Source organism: Citrobacter portucalensis, assembly GCF_023374935.1.
Lineage (GTDB): Bacteria > Pseudomonadota > Gammaproteobacteria > Enterobacterales > Enterobacteriaceae > Citrobacter > Citrobacter portucalensis.
Genome location: NZ_CP092466.1, coordinates 4,580,275 through 4,601,334 on the forward strand (window position 1 = coordinate 4,580,275; position 21,060 = coordinate 4,601,334).

Below are 21,060 nucleotides of genomic sequence, written 5' to 3' on the forward strand. Positions count from 1 at the left end.
CGAAACAAAACGTCCCCAACGCGATTATTCGTTATGGATATTTTTATTGGGGTAAGAATTTGGAGCGGGAAACGAGACTCGAACTCGCGACCCCGACCTTGGCAAGGTCGTGCTCTACCAACTGAGCTATTCCCGCTTGGGTGTGTCTGTGCTTAATAAGCACTTTCAAATTTTGGAGCGGGAAACGAGACTCGAACTCGCGACCCCGACCTTGGCAAGGTCGTGCTCTACCAACTGAGCTATTCCCGCTTAATCTTCGTCTTTCGAACCGCTACTGCGTTGGCTGCCTTCATTCGCCTGAGTCACTTACTTTAGTAAGCTCCTAAGGACTCATTCAGTTGCCGCCTTGTCGCAATTCGAAATCCTGCGATTGGTGGTCTGTGCTTTACAAGCATTTTCAAATTTTGGAGCGGGAAACGAGACTCGAACTCGCGACCCCGACCTTGGCAAGGTCGTGCTCTACCAACTGAGCTATTCCCGCAAATCTGTACTGCTTTTGTTGCTGTCGTAATTCGCATTTCTGCGTCGTTACGGGAGGCGCATTATACGAGAAATCCGTTTAGCTGCAACCCCCCTGAAAGCGTTTTTTTCGAAAATTTGTTCAAGTGATTAATTTGCAATCAAGCTGAACAATTTAGCGTCAAAAAACCGGTGGCGCAAGCCACCGGAGAACAAAATCAAAGATTAATAAAATGTTCGCGATAGTAAGCAAGCTCAGCAACAGATTCACGAATGTCGTCCATCGCCTGATGTGTTCCCTGCTTGGTGAAGCCCGCAAGGATTTCCGGCTTCCAACGACGCGCCAGTTCTTTGAGCGTACTGACGTCCAGATAGCGATAATGGAAATACGCCTCCAGCTCCGGCATGTATTTAAACAGGAAACGACGATCCTGCCCGATGCTGTTGCCGCAGATAGGTGATTTCCCTTCCGGAACCCACTCTTTCAAAAAAGCCAGCGTGGCCAGTTCAGCTTCACGATCGCCCATGGTGCTCGCCTTCACGCGCTCCACCAGCCCGCTACCGGTATGCGTACGTACGTTCCAGTCATCCATTAATGCCAGCTGTTCGTCGGACTGGTGCACCGCAATTGTCGGTCCTTCAGCCAGAATATTCAGGTTGGCATCCGTCACCAGCGTGGCGATCTCAATAATGCGATCGCGCTCGGGATCCAGACCTGTCATCTCCAGATCGATCCAAATCAGGTTGTTTTCATTGGCACTCATGCTATTTTCCACCCTTCAGCGTCACATTCAGTGTGACTACATTGATCTAAAATTGTGTGTATCATAAATGTTTTGCCCATCATGGGCGACCAGGAGCCAGTCCGATTGAGTAAGAATAAACTCTCCAAAGGCCAACAGCGCCGTGTGAACGCCAATCACCAGCGTCGTCTTAAAACGTCCACGGAGAAGCCCGACTACGACGACAACCTGTTTGGCGAAACCGCTGAAGGCATCGTTATCAGCCGTTTTGGCATGCATGCCGACGTAGAGTCTGCTGACGGTGAAATTCACCGCTGCAACATCCGCCGTACAATTCGCTCGCTGGTTACTGGCGATCGCGTAGTCTGGCGCCCGGGTAAAGCGGCAGCTGAAGGCGTGAATGTCAAAGGTATCGTTGAAGCGGTACACGATCGTACCTCGGTACTGACACGCCCCGACTTTTACGACGGGGTAAAGCCTATTGCCGCCAACATCGACCAGATCGTTATTGTCTCAGCCATCTTACCCGAGCTGTCACTCAATATTATCGACCGGTATCTGGTAGCCTGCGAAACGCTACACGTTGAACCGATTATCGTGCTGAATAAGATCGATCTGCTGGATGATGAAGGCATGGCCTTCGTTAACGAACAGATGGATATCTATCGCAACATTGGCTATCGGGTGTTGATGGTATCAAGCCGCACAAAAGACGGCCTGAAACCGCTTGAAGAAGCATTAACCGATCGCATCAGCATTTTTGCCGGTCAATCGGGCGTAGGTAAATCCAGCCTGCTCAATAACCTCCTCGGCCTGCAGGAAGAGATCCTGACCAATGATGTCTCTGACAACTCCGGCCTTGGACAGCACACCACCACGGCCTCTCGCCTGTATCACTTCCCGCACGGCGGCGACGTTATCGACTCCCCTGGTGTACGTGAGTTTGGACTGTGGCATCTGGAGCCGGAACAAATCACGCATGGCTTTGTCGAATTTCATGACTACCTGGGCCATTGCAAATACCGCGACTGCAAGCATGATACCGATCCAGGCTGCGCTATCCGTGAGGCTGTAGAAAAAGGGGCCATAGCCGAAACCCGGTTTGAAAATTATCACCGCATCCTGGAAAGCATGGCGCAGGTAAAAACGCGTAAAAACTTTTCTGATACAGACAACTGACAACTAAGCTAAGCATCGCTAGAATCGTCCCCCTTTTTTCAGGATCCGGCCCGTATGCCGGATCGGGAACAAATTATGGCCTGGAGGCTACCTTGTTAAACTCATTTAAGCTTTCGCTACAATACATTCTGCCGAAACTATGGCTCACTCGCCTGGCGGGTTGGGGTGCGAGCAAACGAGCGGGATGGCTGACCAAACTGGTTATCGATCTGTTCGTGAAATATTACAAGGTCGATATGAAAGAGGCGCAAAAGCCGGACACCGCCAGCTATCGCACCTTCAACGACTTCTTTGTTCGCCCGCTGCGCGACGATGCTCGTCCGATTAATACCGATCCAAACGTACTGGTCATGCCCGCTGACGGTGTGATTAACCAGTTAGGCAACATCGAGGAAGACAAACTGCTGCAGGCTAAAGGGCACAGTTATACCCTTGAAGCGCTGCTGGCTGGCAACTATCAGATGGCGGACAAATTCCGCAACGGTACGTTTGTGACCACTTACTTGTCTCCACGCGATTACCACCGTGTACACATGCCGTGTAACGGTATCCTGCGTGAAATGATGTACGTGCCGGGCGATCTCTTCTCTGTAAACATCCTGACTGCGCAAAACGTACCGAACCTGTTTGCCCGCAACGAACGTGTAATCTGTCTGTTTGATACCGAATTTGGCCCGATGGTGCAGATTCTGGTCGGCGCGACCATCGTCGGCAGTATTGAAACCGCATGGGCTGGCACCATTACTCCACCGCGTGAAGGCGTCATCAAGCGCTGGACCTGGCCGGAAGGCGAAAGCGAAGGGTCGGTGGCGCTGCTGAAAGGTCAGGAAATGGGCCGCTTTAAGCTCGGTTCCACCGTCATCAACCTGTTCGCACCTGGCAAAGTTAACCTGGTTGAGCAGTTGCAGGATCTGTCCGTGACCAAAATCGGCCAACCAATGGCCATCTCGACCGAGACTTTCGTGACGCCAGAGGCAGAACCGGCCCCGCTGGCGAAAGAAGAGATCGAAGCAGAACACGATGCCAGCCCGCTGGTTGACGACAAAAAAGACGAAAGTTAAACATAGGAATCGCTGCTGTGCGCCTGATTATCACTTTTCTGATGGCCTGGTGCCTCAGCCTGGGGGCGTACGCTGCGACGGCCCCCGATGCCAAACAACTCACCCAGGAACTGGAGCAGGCAAAAGCGGCAAAACCCGCTCAGCCAGAAACCGTCGAGGCGCTCCAGTCCGCGCTGAATGCCCTTGAGGAGCGTAAAGGCTCTCTCGAGCGCGCCCAGCAATACCAGCAGGTTATTGATAACTTCCCCAAGCTGTCCGCAACGTTACGCGCGCAGCTTAGCAACCTGCGTGATGAACCGCGCAATGTGCCAACCGGACTCACTACCGATGCGTTAAACCAGGAGATCCTCCAGGTTAGCAGCCAACTGCTGGAAAAGAGTCGTCAGGCCCAACAGGAGCAGGATCGCGCCCGGGAAATCGCCGACTCGTTAAGCCAGCTTCCTCAACAGCAAACCGATGCCCGCCGCCAGCTCAATGAGCTTGAGCGACGCATTGGTACCGCCAACGGCAATTCCGCACAGAATCAGGCGATGCAGGCTGAATCCGCCAAACTTAAAGCCCAGGTCGATGAACTGGAGCTGGCGCAGCTTTCCGCCAATAACCGTCAGGAACTGGCGCGTATGCGCTCCGAACTGGCGGAAAAACAGAGTCAACAACTCGACGCTTACCTGCAGGCTTTGCGCAACCAGCTTAACAGTCAGCGTCAGCGTGAAGCTGAGCGAGCGCTGGAAAGCACTGAACTGCTGGCGGAAAACAGCGCGGGACTGCCGGAGGGTATTGTCGACCAGTTCAAGGTAAACCGCGAGCTTTCTCAGGCCTTGAACCAGCAAGCACAGCGTATGGATCTGGTCGCTTCGCAGCAGCGTCAGGCCGCCAGCCAAACGCTGCAGGTGCGTCAGGCATTGAATACGCTGCGAGAGCAGTCTCAGTGGCTTGGGGTTTCAAATATGCTGGGAGAAGCGCTGCGAGCGCAGGTATCCCGTCTGCCGGAAATGCCTAAACCTCAGCAGTTGGATACCGAAATGGCGCAGCTTCGCGTACACCGCATGCGCTATGAGGATCTCCTCAACAAACAGCCGCAACTGCGTCAGATTCATCAGGCCGATGGACAACCGCTGACCGCTGAACAGAGCAGCATCCTCAACGCCCAGCTACGCACCCAGCGTGAGCTGCTGAACTCATTGTTACAGGGCGGCGATACGCTGATCCTTGAGCTGACCAAGCTCAAAGTTTCCAACAGCCAACTGGAAGATGCGCTAAAAGAGGTCAACGAAGCGACGCACCGCTACCTGTTCTGGACGTCAGACGTTAGCCCTATCTCCCTCTCCTGGCCTGTCGACATCGTTCAGGATCTGCGGCGTCTGATCTCATTAGATACGTTTAATCAGTTGGGCAAAGCCAGCATCATGATGCTGACCAGCAAAGAAACGCTGCTACCGCTGTTCGCGGCGTTGGTGTTAGTTGGCTTTAGCCTCTCTTCGCGCAAGCACTTCACCCGTTTCCTTGAACGCTCATCCGCGCGGGTCGGGAAAGTCACCCAGGATCACTTCTGGCTGACAATACGCACGGTATTCTGGTCAATACTCGTCGCTTCGCCGTTGCCAGTGCTGTGGGCAACGCTCGGTTACGGATTGCAGGAAGCCTGGCCTTATCCGTTGGCTGTCGCGATCGGCGATGGCGTTACCGCCACGGTGCCCATGCTATGGGCAGTAATGATCTGCGCCACCTTTGCACGTCCCAACGGTCTGTTCATTGCCCACTTTGGCTGGCCGCGGAACCGCGTCGCGAAAGCCATGCACTATTACCTGATGAGCATCGGGCTGATTGTCCCGTTGATCATGGCGGTTATTATGTTTGATAACCTCAATGACCGGGAATTCTCCGCCTCACTGGGGCGTCTGTGCTTTATTCTGATTTGCGGTGCGCTGGCTGTCGTAACCCTGAGCCTGAAACGCGCCGGGATACCGCTGTACCTCGATAAAGAGGGCAACAGCGATAACATGGTCAACAGCATGCTGTGGAATATGCTGATGGGTGCGCCGCTGATTGCCATTCTCGCCGCGGCAGTAGGCTACCTCGCCACATCACAAGCCCTGCTGGCACGTCTGGAAACGTCTGTAGCGATTTGGTTCTTATTACTGGTGGTGTATCACGTTATCCGCCGTTGGATGCTGATTCAGCGTCGCCGCCTGGCGTTTGACCGCGCCAAGCATCGACGCGCTGAAATGCTGGCACAGCGCGCGCGGGGTGAAGAAGAACCGCCGCATTCCACCAGCCTTGAAGGCGCGATCGACGTTGATGAAAGCGAAGTGGATTTGGATGCTATCAGCGCGCAATCGCTGCGCCTGGTGCGTTCTATCCTGATGCTTATCGCCCTGCTCTCGGTCATTGTACTGTGGTCAGAAATTCACTCCGCTTTCGGCTTCCTGGAAAACATCTCATTGTGGGATGTCACCTCCACGGTTCAGGGCGTGGAAAGCTTAGAACCGATAACGCTGGGCGCGGTGCTTATCGCGATTCTGGTATTCATCATCACCACCCAGTTAGTGCGCAACCTACCCGCACTGCTGGAGCTGGCACTACTGCAACATCTGGATTTAACCCCCGGCACCGGTTATGCCATCACCACCATTACCAAGTATTTGCTGATGCTGATTGGCGGTCTGGTTGGTTTCTCGATGATCGGTATTGAATGGTCCAAACTGCAATGGCTGGTGGCGGCTCTCGGTGTCGGTCTGGGCTTTGGTTTGCAGGAGATCTTCGCCAACTTTATTTCCGGCCTGATTATCCTGTTTGAAAAACCAATCCGCATTGGCGACACGGTGACGATTCGCGATCTTACCGGTAGCGTGACGAAAATTAATACCCGCGCCACCACTATCAGCGACTGGGACCGCAAAGAGATCATCGTGCCCAACAAAGCCTTTATCACTGAACAGTTTATCAACTGGTCGTTATCCGATTCCGTTACCCGTGTGGTGTTAACCATCCCGGCACCGTCTGAGGCGAATAGCGAGGAGGTTACGCAGATCCTGCTGACTGCCGCGCAGCGCTGTTCGCTGGTTATCGATAATCCGGCACCTGAAGTCTTCCTGGTTGACCTGCAGCAGGGGATTCAAATCTTCGAACTGCGTATTTATGCCGCAGAGATGGGACATCGCATGCCGCTGCGCCATGAAATCCATCAACTGATTCTGGCAGGCTTCCGCGAGCACGGTATTGATATGCCGTTCCCTCCGTTCCAGATGCGTCTGGAGAGCCTCGGCGGTAAGCAAACAGGGAGAACATTAAGTTCTGCAGGAAGAGGCAGTCGCCCGGCAGGGAGTTTGTAACGCACAATGCAGGCAAGAAATGCCGGATGGCGACCCGTTGGGTCTTATCCGGCCTACGGGTCTGCAATTAACCTGTAGGCCCGATAAGCTTGCGCCATCGGGCATTTCATCGCCGATTACAGACATTTTCGGGCTTAATATGCGTCCGGATCGGCAACAGGCAATAAACGCCAGATGGCCTTTATTCCACCGCCCACTCAGGCTCGTTGGTCGTGCGACGGCTGTAGTTCTGATAAATCGCCATCGCCAGCAGTGAGAAGAAGATCGGACCGCCGGTCATCCACAGTGCGCTGTTCCAGTCCCCGGCTTCAATTACCGGCTGGATGATGGTGAACACGTTGGCAAACGTCACCACCAGCACGACCACTCCCGTTGCCAGCAGCGTCGCCGCTCGGGTTTTAAAGACAACAAACGGCCTTTCCAGACCCGGACGGGATTTAAAGAAAGGAAACGCCAGCGCCAGGAACAGATACGGCAGCGTCATCGAGACGTTCGCCATCAGCGTCAGTTTGTTATAGAACGCTGATGCCGTATCGCCACCAAATGAAACCAACAGGATAAACAGGCTCACCAGCAGGCACTGTAACCACATTGCCGTCGTCGGCATCCCTACGGCATTCAGTTTGGTCATCGGCGCGGGCCACAACGCCTTCGGCGTGCCCTGAATAATCGCTTTCAGCGGTGAGTAGCTGAGGGTGAAAAAAGCGCCGGTGTAGGCAAGGAACATGGAAAGCCCGGTAATACGTGCAAACCATACGCCCATCACCATTGCGGCATCAGGGGAAAGATGTAGCGCGTTACCCAACGTCATTCCGAGGCTTTTCATCAGGATATAGGTAATATTCCCGAGGTTAACTGAGCTATTACTTAATACCTGCTGCCAGTTAGTGCTAACGCCCCATAAAAAGATGGCCAGTGAATAACCAACAGAAATGACAATAGCGGCAAAGACAATACCTTTAGCAAAGTTCTTTTCTGGTTTTTCTGTTTTATCAACCAGTCCCCCTACAGCTTCAATTCCGCCGTAAGCAAAAATGGCAAACACAACAAATGACAACATTGCCAGTCCAGACTGATATCCTGGATTAGGCGAAGAGATGAAATTAATATCCTGTGCAAAGTGGCCACCAGTTAATAACAAAATAGCGACACTCACTAACAACAGAACTAAATTAAGACACATTACGGCAATTCCACCTACAGCCGTAATACGCGCAATCTTATTAATACCCCGGGATGCCACGCAGGTCACCAGGATCATCCAACCGACTGCGAGCAGTCCGACAACCTGCGTAGGCTCAAGCCCTGCAATACGCCAGTGCTGCGTCATGTCTGCGCCAAACAAGAAGGTTGAAAAAGGTACCCAGACTTTCGCCGCAGTACTAACCATCCATATCACATAAGAAGAAAACCACATAAACGTGCCGATAAACGCATAGCGTGGTCCAACGCTATTATTCATCCACGAATAGATTCCCCCCTCTTCTTTCCGATAGGCAGAACCCATTTCCGCCATCATTAAAGCAAATGGAATAAAGAATAATAATGCAGAAAATATATACCACGGTATTGCACTATACCCCATTAAATAGAACGCGGAGGGGCTATTAGCAAAACCGAAAACTGACGTAAATATCATGAGAATGAGACCTATCAGGCTCATCTTTTTTATTGTTTGGGTCATTAAACCATCCCTTACTCTGGCAAGCGTTTAACAAACGCCGCTCACCGGTTGGCACTGCTCTCTTTGCAGAGTTCAGCGATAAAAAAATCAACACAGAATTGATACCTAAACGATATCAAATATCCAGGTGTAAATTGTGGCTATTAGAAGGGAAATGAAAAAATATGCTACAAAGTGGCGATTAAGCCACCACTTTGTATTGCAGAAGAGTAAGTTATGCGCGATCGACGGTAAATGCGATTACCTCGGCCAGGCTCTCTGCGCCCAGCGCCAGCATCACCAGACGGTCAACGCCCAGCGCCACGCCTGAGCAATCCGGCATGCCGACTTTCAGCGCTTCCAGCAGGTTGGTATCGATAGGTTGCTGTGGTAAGCCTCGTGCGGCACGTTTGCGGTTATCCTGTTCAAACCGCTGCTGCTGTTCGCGCGCGTCGGTTAATTCATGGAAACCATTCGCCAGCTCAATACCTTTGAAATAAACCTCGAAACGTTCAGCCACGCGGTGATCTTCGGTACTGATTTGCGCCAGTGATGCCTGGCTGGCCGGGAAATGATACACAAACGTCGGCTTGTCTTTACCAATATGCGGTTCAACACCCATCGTAAACAGCAGTTGCAGTAAGGTATCCCGGTCTTCTTCGGTATCAGCGATATTGCTGAGATCCAATTTCGCCGCCACTTCCCGCAGTTGGGTTTTATCCGCAGACAGCGGGTCAATCTCCAGATGGCGCTGGAAGGCCTGCTGGTAAGAAAGGCTTTCCGCAGGTGAGCAGTCCAGCACCTGCTGGAGCAAATCATCCACTTCATTCATCAGGCGATACATATCGTAGTGCGGACGATACCACTCAAGCATGGTGAATTCAGGGTTATGATGGCGCCCCATCTCTTCATTACGGAAGCTGCGGCACAGTTGATACACCGGGCCGCATCCTGCCACCAGCAGGCGCTTCATATGGTATTCAGGGCTGGTCATTAAATAGAGATTCATTCCCTGGGAGTGTCCAGGGCCAACGAAACGCGTTTCGAACGGGAACAGGTGGATGTCCGTTACCGTTGCCTGACTCATACAAGGGGTCTCAACCTCAAGCACGCCACGATCGGCAAAAAAGCGGCGAATCTCCGCTATAATTGCTGCACGTTTTAACAGATTGGGGATGGACGCGCTCGGCTGCCAGGTTGCCGTTTCGCTCATGGTTGTTTCTCCGATTTATGACAAGGGCACGAAGTCTACTCGTATCGCGCTAACGAGACAAATTTCAGGCAGCACTAATCATCACTGGCAATTGGATAAAAAAAGCGACTTAGGGTGGTTTAGTAATTAAATTAATCAAATTCAATGATAATTCCCCCCTATGACACGCTAAAAAAATCGAACACGTCAAATTTCCCGCACATCCCTAAGACTATACTATTGTACCTATAAAGGAGCAGTGGAAACGCGTTCATAACCTGTTTGAAGCCGATGAAGCATCTGATTTCAGGCAGGGATGAAATAACAACAATCTGGAGGAATGTCGTGCAAACCTTTCAAGCCGATCTTGCCATTATAGGCGCCGGTGGCGCGGGATTACGTGCTGCAATTGCTGCCGCACAAGCAAATCCCAACGCTAAAATCGCACTGATCTCAAAAGTGTACCCAATGCGCAGCCATACCGTTGCTGCCGAAGGCGGCTCTGCTGCTGTCGCGCAGGATCATGACAGCTTTGACTACCATTTTCACGATACGGTAGCAGGCGGAGACTGGCTGTGTGAGCAGGATGTCGTGGATTACTTTGTCCACCACTGCCCAACTGAAATGACGCAACTGGAACAATGGGGCTGCCCATGGAGCCGTCGTGAAGACGGTAGCGTCAACGTACGTCGCTTCGGCGGCATGAAAATCGAGCGTACCTGGTTTGCCGCGGATAAGACCGGCTTCCACATGCTGCATACGCTGTTCCAAACATCTTTGCAGTTCCCGCAGATTCAGCGCTTTGACGAACACTTCGTTCTGGATATCCTGGTTGACGACGGTCATGCTCGCGGCCTGGTTGCCATGAACATGATGGAAGGCACGCTGGTGCAAATCCGTGCTAACGCTGTTGTTATGGCAACGGGCGGCGCAGGTCGTGTTTACCGTTACAACACCAACGGCGGCATCGTAACCGGCGACGGTATGGGCATGGCGCTGAGCCACGGCGTTCCGCTGCGTGATATGGAATTCGTTCAGTATCACCCAACAGGTCTGCCAGGCTCCGGTATCCTGATGACTGAAGGCTGCCGTGGTGAAGGCGGTATTCTGGTCAACAAAAACGGCTACCGTTATCTGCAAGACTACGGCATGGGTCCGGAAACCCCGCTGGGCGAGCCAAAAAACAAATACATGGAACTCGGTCCGCGCGACAAAGTTTCTCAGGCGTTCTGGCACGAATGGCGCAAAGGCAACACCATTTCCACTCCGCGTGGCGATGTGGTTCACCTCGACCTGCGTCACCTCGGCGAGAAAAAACTGCTCGAACGTTTACCGTTCATCTGCGAACTGGCGAAAGCTTACGTGGGTGTCGATCCAGTTAAAGAACCGATCCCGGTACGTCCGACCGCGCACTACACCATGGGCGGTATCGAAACCGATCAGCACTGTGAAACCCGCATTAAAGGTCTGTTCGCTGTCGGCGAATGTTCCTCTGTTGGTCTGCATGGCGCTAACCGTCTGGGCTCTAACTCCCTGGCAGAACTGGTGGTCTTCGGTCGTATGGCCGGTGAGCAGGCAGCAGAACGCGCTGCAACGGCTGGCGCTGCAAACAGTGCCGCTCTTGATGCACAGGTTGCTGGCGTTGAAAAACGTCTGAAAGATCTGGTTAATCAGGAAGGTAACGAAAACTGGTCTAAGATCCGTGACGAAATGGGCCTGTCCATGGAAGAAGGTTGCGGTATCTACCGTACGCCGGAACTCATGCAGAAAACCGTTGATAAGCTGGCGGAACTGCAGGAACGCTTCAAGCGCGTACGTATCACTGATACCTCCAGCGTCTTCAACACCGACCTGCTGTATACCATCGAACTGGGTCACGGTCTGAACGTTGCTGAATGTATGGCGCACTCTGCTCTGGCGCGTAAAGAATCCCGCGGCGCGCACCAGCGTCTGGATGAAGGCTGCACCGAGCGTGACGATGTGAACTTCCTCAAACACACCCTCGCCTTCCGCGATGCTGACGGCACGACTCGCCTGGAATACAGCGACGTGAAAATCACCACTCTGCCACCAGCTAAACGTGTTTACGGTGGCGAAGCGGAAGCAGCCGATAAGAAGGAGAAGGCGAATGGCTGAGATGAAAAACCTGAAAGTTGAGGTGGTGCGCTATAACCCGGAAACCGATACCGCGCCGCACAGTGCTTTCTACGAAGTTCCTTATGATGAAACCACGTCACTGCTGGATGCGCTGGGCTACATCAAGGATAACCTGGCACCGGACCTGAGCTACCGCTGGTCCTGCCGTATGGCGATCTGCGGCTCCTGCGGCATGATGGTCAACAATGTACCGAAACTGGCATGCAAAACCTTCCTGCGTGATTACACCAACGGCATGAAGGTTGAAGCGCTGGGCAACTTCCCGATTGAGCGCGATCTGGTCGTCGACATGACGCACTTTATCGAAAGCCTGGAAGCAATCAAACCGTACATTATCGGTAACCCGCGTACACCGGATCAGGGTCCAAACACCCAGACTCCGGCGCAGATGGCGAAGTATCATCAGTTCTCCGGTTGCATCAACTGTGGTCTGTGCTATGCCGCGTGTCCGCAGTTCGGCCTGAACCCTGAGTTCATTGGACCGGCTGCGATTACGCTGGCGCATCGTTACAACGAAGATAGCCGCGACCACGGTAAGAAGGAGCGTATGGCTCAGTTGAACAGCCCGAACGGCGTCTGGACCTGTACTTTCGTGGGCTACTGCTCCGAAGTCTGCCCGAAACACGTCGATCCGGCTGCGGCCATTCAGCAGGGTAAAGTTGAAAGTTCAAAAGACTTTCTTATCGCTACCCTGAAACCACGCTAAGGAGTGCACGATGACGACTAAACGTAAAGCCTATGTGCGGCCAATGACGTCCACCTGGTGGAAAAAGCTGCCATTTTATCGTTTTTACATGCTGCGTGAAGGCACGGCAGTTCCGGCAGTCTGGTTCAGCATTGAACTGATTATCGGCCTGTTTGCACTCAAGCATGGTGCAGAGTCCTGGATGGGCTTTGTCGCCTTTTTGCAAAACCCGGTGGTGGTAATCCTTAACATTATCGCCCTGGCAGCAGCACTGCTGCATACCAAAACCTGGTTTGAGCTGGCGCCAAAAGCAGCCAACATCATCGTTAAAGACGAAAAAATGGGGCCAGAGCCGATCATCAAAGGTCTCTGGGCAGTTACTGTGGTTGCGACAGTAGTCATACTGTTTGTTGCCCTGTTCTGGTAAGGAGTCCGGAATGATTAATCCAAATCCAAAACGCTCTGACGAACCCGTATTCTGGGGCCTGTTTGGTGCAGGCGGTATGTGGAGCGCAATCATTGCGCCAGTAATGATCCTGCTGGTAGGCATTATGCTGCCGCTGGGCTTTGTTCCTGATGCTTTCAGCTATGAACGCGTACTGGCATTCGCTCAGAGCTTCATCGGACGTGCGTTTCTGTTCCTGATGATCGTTCTGCCGCTGTGGTGTGGTTTACACCGTATGCACCACGCGATGCATGACCTGAAAATCCACGTGCCTGCTGGCAAATGGGTCTTCTACGGACTGGCAGCAATCCTGACCGTTGTAACGGCTATTGGTATTCTGACCATCTAAGTACATGCGTTAATTATCAGGCCCGCCATTGGCGGGCCTTTTTATTTGTGCAGCATTCCTGTCAACCAACGGGAAAATTCACGCATCGCGGGTGTCTCCGGACGCGATTGCAAACGCGTTATCCAGTAACTTCCCAAATCAATCTGCGTTAAAAACGGTTGAACGATTCGTTCCCTACTGAGTAAATGCGTGAACATTCTGACTGGTGCAATTGCCACTCCGATCCCCGCCTGCGCGGCTTCCAGCATGGTGACGGACGAATCAAACACCACCACGTTGTGCGTCGGTGACGGGGGCACCTCTCCGGCGGCCTGCATCCAAAGCGTCCATTCATCCCGCCGATACGATCGTAATAACGGAAATTTCAGGATGTCCGCAGGCGTTTGAATCTGCGAAGCCAATGTTGGCGAACACAGTGGAGACATCAACGCGCTACATAAATATTGCGCGTCGGTATCGTGCCAGGCTCCCCCTCCGTAGCGAATGGTATAATCCAGCCCTTCGGCAGCGGGATCCACGCGGTTATTATGGGTAGAAATATGCAAATCAATATGCGGGTAACTGCGCTTAAAATCGCCCAGTAGAGGAAACAGACACCCAACCGCAAAGGTCCCCACCACGCCAATTTTAAGTTTTTCCTGGGTCTGTTTGGTGGCAAAACGATCCAGCATCCCCGCCATACGATCGAAAGAGTCATTAAGTACAGGTAACAGACTTTCCCCTTCAGTCGTCAACATTAATCCACGAGAACCGCGCACAAAAAGCTGACAATTTAGCTGCTGCTCCAGCGCTTTTACATGCTGACTGATGGCAGAATGCGTCACGTTGAGCTCAATCGCGGCGCGGGTAAAACTGAGATGTCTGGCCGCGGCTTCAAAAGCCCGCAGCGAGTTAAGAGGGATATAGCTACGCGTCATCATTCGGCCTGTTAGAAAAACTTATATCTGCTGCTAAATTTAACCGTTTGTCAACACGGTGCAAATCAAACACACTGATTGCGTCTGACGGGCCCGGACACCCTTTTGCTTTTAATTACGGAACTGATTTCATGATGAAAAAATCGTTATGCTGCGCTCTGCTGCTGACAGCCCCTTTATCCACGTTTGCCGCCGCCAAAACAGAACAACAGATTGCCGATATCGTTAATCGCACCATCACCCCGTTGATGCAGGAGCAGGCTATTCCGGGTATGGCTGTTGCCGTTATCTACCAGGGAAAACCCTATTATTTCACCTGGGGTAAAGCCGATATCACCAATAACCACCCAGTCACGCAGCAAACTCTGTTTGAGCTAGGGTCGGTCAGTAAGACGTTTAACGGCGTGTTGGGCGGCGATGCTATCGCCCGCGGCGAAATTAAGCTCAGCGATCCGGTCACGAAATACTGGCCAGAACTGACAGGCAAACAGTGGCAGGGTATCAGCCTGCTGCACTTAGCCACCTACACGGCAGGCGGCCTGCCGCTGCAGATCCCCGATGACGTTACGGATAAAGCCGCATTACTGCGTTTTTATCAAAACTGGCAGCCGCAATGGGCCCCGGGCGCTAAGCGTCTTTACGCTAACTCCAGCATTGGTCTGTTTGGCGCGCTGGCGGTGAAACCCTCAGGAATGAGTTACGAAGAGGCAATGACCAGACGCGTCCTGCAACCATTAAAACTGGCGCATACCTGGATTACAGTTCCGCAGAACGAACAAAAAGATTATGCCTGGGGCTATCGCGAAGGGAAGGCTGTACACGTTTCTCCGGGACAACTTGATGCCGAAGCCTATGGCGTGAAATCCAGTGTTATTGATATGGCCCGCTGGGTTCAGGTCAACATGGACGCCAGCCGCGTTCAGGAGAAAACGCTCCAGCAGGGCATTGCGCTTGCGCAGTCTCGCTACTGGCGTATTGGTGATATGTACCAGGGATTAGGCTGGGAGATGCTGAACTGGCCGCTGAAAGCTGATTCAATCATCAACGGTAGCGACAGCAAAGTGGCATTGGCAGCGCTTCCCGCCGTTGAGGTAAACCCGCCTGCCCCCGCAGTGAAAGCCTCATGGGTGCATAAAACGGGATCCACTGGAGGATTTGGCAGCTACGTAGCCTTCGTTCCAGAAAAAAACCTTGGCATCGTGATGCTGGCAAACAAAAGCTATCCTAACCCTGTCCGTGTCGAGGCGGCCTGGCGCATTCTTGAAAAGCTGCAATAACTAACGATGAGGCCCAGGATATTGGGCCTCCTTTCTTTCTCTTTTTTTCCTGTTGTCATCTACACTTAACAAAAATACAGCAAGGAAAATCCCATGCGCATTTTGCCCGTCGTTGCTGCAGTTACGGCTGCATTCCTGGTTGTCGCGTGTAGTTCCCCGACACCGCCCAAAGGCGTTACCGTGGTAAATAACTTTGATGCCAAACGCTATCTGGGAACCTGGTATGAAATTGCACGCTTCGACCATCGTTTCGAGCGCGGGTTGGATAAAGTGACCGCAACATACAGCTTGCGCGACGACGGCGGCATCAACGTTATTAACAAGGGCTATAACCCTGACAGGGAGATGTGGCAGAAAACGGAAGGGAAAGCCTATTTCACCGGCGACCCAAGCAGAGCCGCGCTTAAAGTTTCTTTTTTCGGCCCCTTCTATGGCGGGTATAACGTAATTGCACTCGACCGGGAATATCGTCACGCGCTGGTTTGTGGTCCGGATCGCGACTACCTGTGGATCCTTTCACGGACCCCTACTATTTCAGATGAAATGAAACAGCAAATGTTAGCCATCGCGACCCGGGAAGGGTTTGAAGTGAATAAACTGATTTGGGTGAAACAGCCTGGCGCTTAGTGAGTGCTCAGCTTCAGACCAATAATACCAGCAACGATCAGCCCAAGGCTCAGCAAACGTGCCGGGCTGGCAGACTCACCCAGCAGCAAAATCCCTGTAATGGCCGCCCCAACAGCGCCAATACCGGTCCAGACCGCATAAGCTGTTCCAACAGGCAACGTGCGCATTGCCCAGGAGAGCATGGCGATACTGACGATCATCGCCGCAATAGTGATAATGCTTGGCGTAAGACGCGTAAAACCGTGGGTGTATTTCAGGCCAATCGCCCATACGACTTCGAGCAAACCTGCAATTAATAAAACGATCCAGGACATATCAGGCTCCAGAACTATGGGGCCGTCCCCGGTGAATGAAGCGTTTGCAGGTCGTCCTGCAAAGCTGATGTGTGAAATGGCATTTTTGCCCGGAAGAAAATGAATTTCAACCTTTTTATTCACTGCCTGCTAAAAGCAAGAATTAAGCATAATTAGCGGCGTAGTTCCCGCATTTGGCACTCATCGGAGTTCTCTATGATGAAGGGCTTTCTGAAACCAGAAAGTCGATTGCCCCTCTTCTGAATGCGAAACGTTTATGCTTAAAATTTTAGTGATTGACCGGTGCCACTTTACCCGCACAGGGATAGAGGCCTTGCTTAATCATTCTGGCAGGTTCAGCTCCTCATTTCTGGTATCAGGAATCAATAATCTCCTGTTAGCAAAAGAGCATATTTTGCAATGGAAACCGCATCTGGTGATCGCGGATTTATACAGTTTTATTAGCGAGACGCACTCCAGTCCGCCAATTAAACCTTTTTTTATGAGTTGTGGCGTCATCCCACTGATTTTACTGCAATCAGCAGACAGACAGCATGCCCCCATCGTGGCCTCTCAATCCGTAGCCCATTCGGTCTTGACCAAGCACACCACGCTGAACACACTCTCCCACACAATTCAGGAAGCGCTTCAGGTTCGCCCCGCATTAGAAATAGCCAAAAACACCACGCCTTTGCTTACGCCGCAAGAGGAGAAAGTATTATCAATGTGGATGGATGGTGTGAGTAACAATGCCATTGCCGACGCGCTCAGCATTCATGGCAAAACGGTCTACACCTATAAGCGGAATATCCGTATGAAACTGCACCTGGGGAACCGCTTCTCGCCGTTCCTGTCACTCCCAGGGAAGGGAGATTAACGGTACGACACGACGTCGTACCGTTCTTCATTATTGCTATTGCTGAGCTTTTGTCGCTGCACCAGAGATTGCGCTACCGCCTTCAGAGATATCCTGTCCTACGCCTCGTGTGGTATTACACGCGGTTAAAACGGAAGAAAGTACCAACACAGAAAAGATCGCAGCAATTGTCTTCTTAACCATAACGTCTTCCTTTTCTAGCCAATATTGTTTGTGTATAGCTACTTAATAATAGACAAGATCCGGGAGTGTGATGGATAAACAACCGTTTTTAAGACTATATGAAAGGATTAGCTGGCGGCGTGAGAAATTGAATTGCCAAGATGTTTAATGTCTTCACCGAAGCCGCGCGCGGTATTGCATCCTGTCAGGAGGGTGCTGGTGAAAAGGAGTAGCATTACAAGACCGAGAAGACGTTTCATCATTCCTGCCCTGGAAAAAGTATGGCGCAGCAACCTGCGCCATAAGATCAAATGGAAGACTTATTTTACGCGAGAAACGTATTCGCCGGAGCGGGTATCCACTTTGATCACTTCGCCGATCTGTACGAACAGCGGAACTTTAACGACTGCGCCGGTAGACAGGGTAGCCGGTTTGCCGCCAGTACCAGCGGTATCGCCTTTCAGACCTGGGTCGGTTTCAACAACTTCCAGCTCAACGAAGTTCGGCGGAGTTACGGAGATCGGCTGACCGTTCCACAGGGTCACGATGCATTCAGCCTGGTCCAGCAGCCATTTAGCGTTATCGCCTACCGCTTTCTCGTCTGCAGCCAGCTGTTCGAAAGTGGTATTATTCATAAAGTGCCAGAACTCACCGTCGCTATACAGGAAGGTCAGGTTCATGTCGGCTACGTCTGCGCCTTCAGCGGAGTCAGTAGACTTGAAGGTTTTCTCTACGCGAGTACCGGTCAGCAGGCGACGCAGCTTAACGCGCGCAAACGCCTGGCCTTTACCTGGTTTAACGAATTCGCTGGCTTCAACCGCATAAGGTTCGCCGTCCAACATGATTTTAAGACCAGCACGAAAATCGTTGCTATAGTACGTTGCCATAAGGCCCTCTGAAAATTGTTAACTGGTAGCTAAGCCACAAAATGGCGCATATTGTAACCCTAAATACCCCATCCAGAGAAGATTGGTTATCGCAACTTGCCGATGTTGTGACCGATCCCGATGAACTTCTGCATCTTTTGAACATAGATGCAGATGAAAAACTGTTGGCCGGACGCGACGCGAGACGGCTTTTCGCCCTGCGCGTGCCGCGTGCGTTTATTGCCCGCATGGAGAAAGGCAACCCGGACGATCCGCTTTTACGTCAGGTACTGACTGCCCAGGAAGAGTTTGTGGCCGCGCCAGGCTACTCAACCGACCCACTGGAAGAACAGCACAGCGTGGTTCCCGGTCTGCTGCATAAATATCGTAATCGGGCACTGCTGCTGGTTAAAGGCGGTTGCGCGGTAAATTGTCGCTATTGCTTCCGCCGGCATTTCCCATACGCCGAAAATCAGGGCAATAAGCGCAACTGGCAGGTCGCCATCGACTACATTAACGCGCACCCTGAGCTGGATGAAATCATCTTTTCTGGTGGCGATCCGTTAATGGCCAAGGACCACGAACTGGACTGGTTGCTCACGCAACTGGAAGCTATCCCGCACATTAAGCGTCTGCGTATTCACAGCCGTTTGCCGATAGTGATCCCGGCGCGCATTACAGAAGGACTGGTCGAGCGTTTTGCGCACTCCTCCTTGCAGATTCTGCTGGTCAATCACATTAACCATGCCAATGAAATTGATGAGACGTTTCGCCAGGCGATGAGCAGTCTGCGCGCCGCGGGCGTTACGTTACTCAACCAGAGCGTATTGCTGCGAGGCGTGAACGATAACGCACAAACCCTGGCTAACCTTAGCAACGCACTGTTTGATGCCGGTGTAATGCCCTATTACCTGCACGTGCTGGATAAAGTGCAGGGTGCCGCACACTTTATGGTAAGCGACGATGAAGCGCGTCGCATTATGCGTGAGCTTCTGACGCTAGTTTCCGGCTATATGGTCCCCAAACTGGCGCGTGAAATTGGTGGAGAGCCAAGTAAAACACCGCTGGATCTGCAGTTACGTCAACAATAGCCATTACTGAGTGTCCGATTCCGGACACTCACCACGATTACTTATTATTTAAATCCCCACAAGTGGAGCCTCGCTTTTAATCTGTGCTATTTTAATTAGCGCAGTTAAATCATTCATTCGTAAATTTTATCAATAATTTCAAATGCAGAATATTAATAAATATATGGTTAGGGAGAACCTTTTATGGCTATAAGTATTAAGGGCATTAATACTGGCATTATTCGTCAAAAGAATGAATTTGTTGCCATGGCATTAAAAATAAAAGAACCAAGAAACAAGGAATCACTCTTTTTTCTCTCTCCACTTGGACTTAGAGACCTGCTTATCGCGCTGGAGAGCCGGCTGTACGCTATTTCTCAGCTAAACAAAGACGAGCGTATACAATATGAAAAGGCATGTGATAAAGCCAGCAAAAAAATGCACGAGAATATTCCGTCAATTCAGGAAGATGAACTAAAAAATGCGGATATTAACCGCCGCATAAATTCGCTGATGTTAGTGGATGACAAAGGCGAGAATTTAACATTTTCTCTGACGTTGCATGACGGACAAACATGCGAATTACTGGTTAATGAATTACAGATTCAGGTGCTGGCGCATGCAATTATTCACGCAATAAATAATGCTGGCATGAGAGAACTCGCGCTACGAATAACATCGCTGCTGGATTTCCTGCCGCTGTACGATGTTGATTGTCAGCAAAACGACAATCTGGAATACGACTCTTATACACAACCCGAATGGAAACATAACCTGTTTAATCATTATCTGGCGATTATTTACCGCTATACAGATGATAAAGGAAAAGCCCAGTTCTGTGGTTCGGTCGTGAAAACTCGCGCCCTTTCCGGTAGCAAAGAAGCCGAAGCCATTACTCGCCGCCTTCTCGACTTCAGCCCGCGGCTGAAAAAACTTGCCGGTGTACCGTGCCAGGTGTTTGTCAGAACGTTGACGGGTGATAAGACGCAAAAGCTCAATCAGGATCAGTGCCTGCGCGCATTGCATCATTTACGCGTTCAGTCTGCGCATAAGACTCAGAATGCCTGATGGCGCTGCGCTTATCAGGCCTACGATCATTCGTACCGTAGGCCGGATAAGACGCTTTAGCGTCGCCATCCGGCATCAGCAGCAGTTCTCAATTAGGGCACTTATAAACCTGTCCAATCATCTCACTGGCGGTAGGAACAAAGCTGGACAGCATTCCCTGCGATGGGCTGCTGACGCCATAAATCACGTTACCGCCCATTGCCGCAGCCTGGTTACGCAGATCGTTTGCTGCGCCACGCATTGAGCCGCCCTCTTCGCCGTGCTGGCCTGAAAGCCAGTTGCTTTGCTTACCGGTTGCAGTGCCTATCAATTGGCACTCTGCGCCAGGCTTGTCTTCAACAAAACGTACGCTTTGCCCGGCTGAACTCAGTTCATTGCTGGAGCTACAACCCGCCATCAGTAGCGCGGCACCAACGATCCCTGCTAAATATTTCACGTGCATGTCATTCCCCATATTCAATTAGTTGGACCTTATGTCCGTAGCTGAATCATATACTAAAAAGATGACCAAAAGAAAAACCCCCAGACATTTCTGCCCGAGGGTTTCTCATTTTTCGCGAGATGCGTATTTAATCAAATAATTCAAGTTGCAGGCAGGCGGCAAGTTCATGAATCCCCAGGAGCTTACATGAGTAAGT

General features: G+C 51.7%; 21 protein-coding genes and 3 tRNA genes. 12 read left to right on the forward strand and 12 right to left on the reverse strand.

Annotated features, from left to right (window positions below):
* Positions 1 to 60 precede the first annotated feature (60 nt).
* From LY264_RS22165 to orn, 4 genes are all read right to left on the reverse strand, one after another.
* A tRNA-Gly gene (locus LY264_RS22165) sits at positions 61 to 136 on the reverse strand.
* A 37-nt stretch (positions 137 to 173) separates the two neighbouring features.
* Positions 174 to 249 (reverse strand) — tRNA-Gly (locus tag LY264_RS22170).
* Positions 250 to 405: 156 nt separating this feature from the next.
* Positions 406 to 481, reverse strand: a tRNA-Gly gene (locus tag LY264_RS22175).
* A gap of 196 nt (positions 482 to 677) precedes the next feature.
* Complete coding sequence (gene orn, locus LY264_RS22180) at positions 678 to 1,223, reverse strand: oligoribonuclease (protein WP_020996267.1); 546 nt, start codon at positions 1,221 to 1,223, stop codon at positions 678 to 680.
* A gap of 105 nt (positions 1,224 to 1,328) precedes the next feature.
* Between orn and rsgA the strand changes: the two genes are divergently transcribed.
* The 3 genes from rsgA (at position 1,329) to mscM (ending at position 6,774) form a co-directional block, all read left to right on the forward strand.
* Positions 1,329 to 2,381 carry a small ribosomal subunit biogenesis GTPase RsgA gene (gene rsgA / locus LY264_RS22185; protein ID WP_170974257.1) on the forward strand — a complete coding sequence of 351 codons (1,053 nt, stop codon included), beginning with the start codon at positions 1,329 to 1,331 and terminating at the stop codon, positions 2,379 to 2,381.
* Positions 2,382 to 2,473: 92 nt separating this feature from the next.
* Complete coding sequence (gene asd / locus LY264_RS22190; RefSeq protein WP_008785997.1) at positions 2,474 to 3,442, forward strand: archaetidylserine decarboxylase; 969 nt, start codon at positions 2,474 to 2,476, stop codon at positions 3,440 to 3,442.
* Positions 3,443 to 3,459: 17 nt separating this feature from the next.
* On the forward strand, positions 3,460 to 6,774 hold the full coding sequence (gene mscM, locus LY264_RS22195) for a miniconductance mechanosensitive channel MscM (RefSeq protein WP_008785996.1): 3,315 nt from the start codon (positions 3,460 to 3,462) through the stop codon (positions 6,772 to 6,774).
* A 181-nt stretch (positions 6,775 to 6,955) separates the two neighbouring features.
* On the opposite strand, the gene yjeM is transcribed toward mscM, so the two are convergent.
* Both yjeM and epmA read right to left on the reverse strand, forming a co-directional pair.
* Entirely contained in the window at positions 6,956 to 8,458 is a 1,503-nt protein-coding gene (gene yjeM / locus LY264_RS22200) for a glutamate/gamma-aminobutyrate family transporter YjeM (RefSeq protein ID WP_008785995.1), read from the reverse strand.
* Between the two features lie 214 nt (positions 8,459 to 8,672).
* Positions 8,673 to 9,650, reverse strand: coding sequence for an elongation factor P--(R)-beta-lysine ligase (gene epmA, locus LY264_RS22205; protein WP_048215093.1), 978 nt, complete (start codon positions 9,648 to 9,650; stop codon positions 8,673 to 8,675).
* A gap of 324 nt (positions 9,651 to 9,974) precedes the next feature.
* Here epmA and frdA point away from each other — a divergent pair, with 324 nt between their 5' ends.
* The 4 genes from frdA to frdD are packed head-to-tail and all read left to right on the forward strand — an operon-like array spanning position 9,975 to position 13,265.
* Positions 9,975 to 11,765: a fumarate reductase (quinol) flavoprotein subunit gene (gene frdA / locus LY264_RS22210; protein ID WP_003830519.1), complete on the forward strand. Its 1,791-nt coding sequence runs from the start codon at positions 9,975 to 9,977 to the stop codon at positions 11,763 to 11,765.
* Positions 11,758 to 12,492 (forward strand): fumarate reductase iron-sulfur protein, encoded by a 735-nt coding sequence (gene frdB / locus LY264_RS22215; protein WP_003025540.1) that lies wholly within the window; start codon positions 11,758 to 11,760, stop codon positions 12,490 to 12,492. The genes frdA and frdB overlap by 8 nt, the downstream gene beginning before the upstream one ends.
* Positions 12,493 to 12,502: 10 nt before the next feature.
* Positions 12,503 to 12,898 carry a fumarate reductase subunit FrdC gene (frdC, locus tag LY264_RS22220; protein ID WP_003025537.1) on the forward strand — a complete coding sequence of 132 codons (396 nt, stop codon included), beginning with the start codon at positions 12,503 to 12,505 and terminating at the stop codon, positions 12,896 to 12,898.
* Between the two features lie 10 nt (positions 12,899 to 12,908).
* Entirely contained in the window at positions 12,909 to 13,265 is a 357-nt protein-coding gene (gene frdD, locus LY264_RS22225; RefSeq protein WP_003025535.1) for a fumarate reductase subunit FrdD, read from the forward strand.
* 41 nt (positions 13,266 to 13,306) lie between these two features.
* Here the strand turns inward: frdD and ampR are convergent, their stop codons facing one another.
* Entirely contained in the window at positions 13,307 to 14,182 is an 876-nt protein-coding gene (gene ampR, locus LY264_RS22230; protein ID WP_048227210.1) for a LysR family transcriptional regulator AmpR, read from the reverse strand.
* Between the two features lie 131 nt (positions 14,183 to 14,313).
* Here ampR and LY264_RS22235 point away from each other — a divergent pair, with 131 nt between their 5' ends.
* Positions 14,314 to 15,459, forward strand: coding sequence for a class C beta-lactamase CMY-77 (locus LY264_RS22235; protein ID WP_063859867.1), 1,146 nt, complete (start codon positions 14,314 to 14,316; stop codon positions 15,457 to 15,459).
* Between the two features lie 93 nt (positions 15,460 to 15,552).
* A complete protein-coding gene (locus tag LY264_RS22240) occupies positions 15,553 to 16,086 on the forward strand; it encodes a lipocalin family protein (RefSeq protein WP_001221666.1) in 534 nt (177 codons plus the stop codon).
* On the opposite strand, the gene sugE is transcribed toward LY264_RS22240, so the two are convergent.
* Complete coding sequence (gene sugE / locus LY264_RS22245; RefSeq protein WP_000118520.1) at positions 16,083 to 16,400, reverse strand: quaternary ammonium compound efflux SMR transporter SugE; 318 nt, start codon at positions 16,398 to 16,400, stop codon at positions 16,083 to 16,085. The genes LY264_RS22240 and sugE overlap by 4 nt on opposite strands.
* Before the next feature lie 256 nt (positions 16,401 to 16,656).
* On the opposite strand from sugE, the gene LY264_RS22250 reads away from it, so the two are divergent.
* On the forward strand, positions 16,657 to 17,256 hold the full coding sequence (locus tag LY264_RS22250) for a LuxR C-terminal-related transcriptional regulator (RefSeq protein ID WP_048227212.1): 600 nt from the start codon (positions 16,657 to 16,659) through the stop codon (positions 17,254 to 17,256).
* Positions 17,257 to 17,292: 36 nt separating this feature from the next.
* On the opposite strand, the gene ecnB is transcribed toward LY264_RS22250, so the two are convergent.
* From ecnB to efp, 3 genes are all read right to left on the reverse strand, one after another.
* Positions 17,293 to 17,439, reverse strand: a complete 147-nt coding sequence (ecnB, locus tag LY264_RS22255) for a lipoprotein toxin entericidin B (protein WP_003025482.1) — start codon at positions 17,437 to 17,439, stop codon at positions 17,293 to 17,295.
* Positions 17,440 to 17,546: 107 nt separating this feature from the next.
* Positions 17,547 to 17,681, reverse strand: coding sequence for a lipoprotein antitoxin entericidin A (gene ecnA, locus LY264_RS22260; RefSeq protein ID WP_003830568.1), 135 nt, complete (start codon positions 17,679 to 17,681; stop codon positions 17,547 to 17,549).
* Positions 17,682 to 17,738: 57 nt separating this feature from the next.
* Positions 17,739 to 18,305 carry an elongation factor P gene (gene efp / locus LY264_RS22265; RefSeq protein WP_003025478.1) on the reverse strand — a complete coding sequence of 189 codons (567 nt, stop codon included), beginning with the start codon at positions 18,303 to 18,305 and terminating at the stop codon, positions 17,739 to 17,741.
* 41 nt (positions 18,306 to 18,346) lie between these two features.
* Between efp and epmB the strand changes: the two genes are divergently transcribed.
* A complete protein-coding gene (epmB, locus tag LY264_RS22270) occupies positions 18,347 to 19,375 on the forward strand; it encodes an EF-P beta-lysylation protein EpmB (RefSeq protein WP_008785989.1) in 1,029 nt (342 codons plus the stop codon).
* 183 nt (positions 19,376 to 19,558) lie between these two features.
* On the forward strand, positions 19,559 to 20,422 hold the full coding sequence (gene yjeJ / locus LY264_RS22275) for a YjeJ family protein (protein ID WP_048227213.1): 864 nt from the start codon (positions 19,559 to 19,561) through the stop codon (positions 20,420 to 20,422).
* An 88-nt stretch (positions 20,423 to 20,510) separates the two neighbouring features.
* Here yjeJ and LY264_RS22280 read toward each other — a convergent pair whose 3' ends face one another.
* Positions 20,511 to 20,864 (reverse strand): DUF4156 domain-containing protein, encoded by a 354-nt coding sequence (locus LY264_RS22280; protein ID WP_003025468.1) that lies wholly within the window; start codon positions 20,862 to 20,864, stop codon positions 20,511 to 20,513.
* Positions 20,865 to 21,060: the final 196 nt, after the last annotated feature.